Raw genomic sequence first — 2,363 nt, 5'->3', positions numbered from 1 at the left:
GCATTTTTATCCATCCTTTATTTATATTTCTTAGCAGTAATATAATACCTTAGGATGGCGAAAATGTCTATTTTTGTTCTTGTTTTTCTTAATTCCAAAATATGTTATGAAATTTGCTCATTTATAGATCCTTACAATCTGTATCTTTAAGAAAATTCTCAAATTTATTAATTAACTCTTTATGTCCTTCATTATGAATAAGTATCCATTTGGAATTTAAATCGTTCTCCTGTTTTACTTCTTCACTTTCTTCTCTATGCATAACATCAAGTCTTCTACATTGTTCAATTATAAATTTCTTATTCATTATACCGCAATCCATTCTATTAGTTTTTCTATCATAATTTTAAAGCAAAAGCTCCTGAGTGTAAATAAATCCCTCAAGAGCTCTAATAACTATATTAAATTCTTTTTTCCTGTTTCCTCCCCCCGTATCACAAAACATATCCCCTTTTTACCATTTTCTAACTCCAGCTATACCAATCCCTCTACCTGTGTTCCCTTTTAAGCCTAACTACTGTCTCCACATGTGTTTTGATAGAATAATGATAGTATTTCGCAAAATTAAAGGTTTACCCCCTTTTACCCCCTGAGCACTCACGGAAACTCCTCAGTTCCTATGATTACTCTGTTTTATTATTTAATTTTTTTATTAATTCCCCCAGTTTTTTTGCATAAAACACTTGACAAATTCGTAAAATTTTGCAGTAATCCTCTTAAAAACACATTTTCAAGGAGGATTATTTTATGCTTAAAAATTGGAGGTCACACACTGAATATCAAAATTTTCTTATTTCAAATCTTACTGATTTATACAAAAGTATTCCTGAAAAAATCAACAAAATTGAATCTATAATATCTAAACTTTATTGTCTTAACTTAGATGTTCTTTATGAAAAACTTAAATCTCGTTACTCTAATACTGGTAGACCAGCACTTTATCAGCCAGAAATTTTTCGTTCTTTTTGTTTAATGCTTTTTAAAAAAGAAACAAGCTTAACTAACTGGGTTAAAGAACTTCGCAGCAATGAGTTACTTGCAACTTGCATTGGTTGTACTAAAGATAAAACTCCTTCTCTTGGTGCTCATTATGATTTTATATCTAGATTATGGTTATCTGACTTAAATTCTGACAGACTTAAGCTTAAAAAAACTTATTCATATAAAAAGAAACCATCTAAAACAAAAGCACCAGGGAAAAATAATAAGTTACCTAATAAAAAACCAGGTGTTGTTAAACGTATTGCTGATTTCTTTTATTCTGGTCGCTCATTTTCTCAAAGATTCGAAAAGTTACTTCAAGAAATCTTTACTTTAGTTGCTGTAGAACCATCTTTTAATCTTGGTTTAATACAAAAAGACAATCTTACTCTTGCTGGTGATGGAACTTGTGTCCATTGCAAATCTTCATATTATGGTTCTAAAGTTTGTGACTGCCGTGAAAATGGAATCTTTAATTGTAAGTGCCCTCGTAAACTTTCAGATACAGATGCTACTTGGGGTTGGGATAGCGATGAAAACCGTTGGTTCTATGGCTATACCCTATATGCATTATCCACATACAACAAACAATATAAAATAGATTTACCTGTTTATCTACGTTTTGTAGAAGCACGTAGACACGACAGCGTCACTGGAATTGTTGCATTAGCTGAATTTAGAGAACTGTTGCCGCAGTCCCATATATCAAATTATGTTCTTGACTCAGCTAATGACAACTATCCTACATATGAATTATGTTCCAAATGGAACATTAATCCCTTTATTGATTTGAACTCCAAAAACAAAGGGAATTCAAAATATCCTTCTTCTTTAACTATTACTGAAAAAGGTGTCCCTATCTGCATTGGTGGTCACAAAATGGTCTACGATGGTTATGAAAAAGCTCGCTCACGCCATAAATGGCGTTGTCCTTTAGTTTTAAAGAAAGTTGATAGTTGTAACTGTACTGAACAATGCTCACCATCGCCTTACGGTCGTGTAATACACACTAAGCCATCATGGGATATTCGATTATTTACTCCTATTCCTCGCGGCTCTAAACAATGGAAAAAAATTTATAAAACCAGAACATCTTCTGAACGTATAAATAATCGTATTCTTAATGATTATAAAATTCATTCTTTAAGAGTTCGTGGTAAAAAGCGTTATTCTTTTTTTACTATGATTTCTGGCATAAATATTCATTTAGATGCTAGAATCAAAGTTTTTGGATTTAGTATTTTAAATCTACTTTAGGCACATTAAAAAAATAAATAAGTCAGTTTACAATAATAGGAATTACCAATTATGAACTACTCAAAATGTATACCTAAATAATCTTAAACAACAGTGTAATTTAGTGTATTTTTCTATTTTGAGGC

The 2,363-nt window shown here is 31.0% G+C and carries 2 protein-coding genes; one reads left to right on the top strand and one right to left on the bottom strand.

Annotated features, from left to right (window positions below):
- Positions 1-121 precede the first annotated feature (121 nt).
- Positions 122-307, bottom strand: a complete 186-nt coding sequence (locus CLTEP_RS13735) for a hypothetical protein (protein WP_201786624.1) — start codon at positions 305-307, stop codon at positions 122-124.
- Between the two features lie 440 nt (positions 308-747).
- Between CLTEP_RS13735 and CLTEP_RS13730 the strand changes: the two genes are divergently transcribed.
- Entirely contained in the window at positions 748-2,238 is a 1,491-nt protein-coding gene (locus tag CLTEP_RS13730) for a transposase (protein WP_066827633.1), read from the top strand.
- Positions 2,239-2,363 lie beyond the last annotated feature (125 nt).

The organism is Clostridium tepidiprofundi DSM 19306 (assembly GCF_001594005.1).
In the GTDB taxonomy this organism is placed as follows: Bacteria; Bacillota; Clostridia; order Clostridiales; family Clostridiaceae; genus Clostridium_AC; species Clostridium_AC tepidiprofundi.
This window is presented reverse-complemented; position numbering and strand designations above follow the sequence as displayed.

Coding starts and splice junctions, on each gene's coding strand:
- CLTEP_RS13735 (WP_201786624.1), bottom strand. CDS start 307: ATGAATAAGAAATTTATAATTGAACAATGTAGAAGACTTGATGTTATG.
- CLTEP_RS13730 (WP_066827633.1), top strand. CDS start 748: ATGCTTAAAAATTGGAGGTCACACACTGAATATCAAAATTTTCTTATT.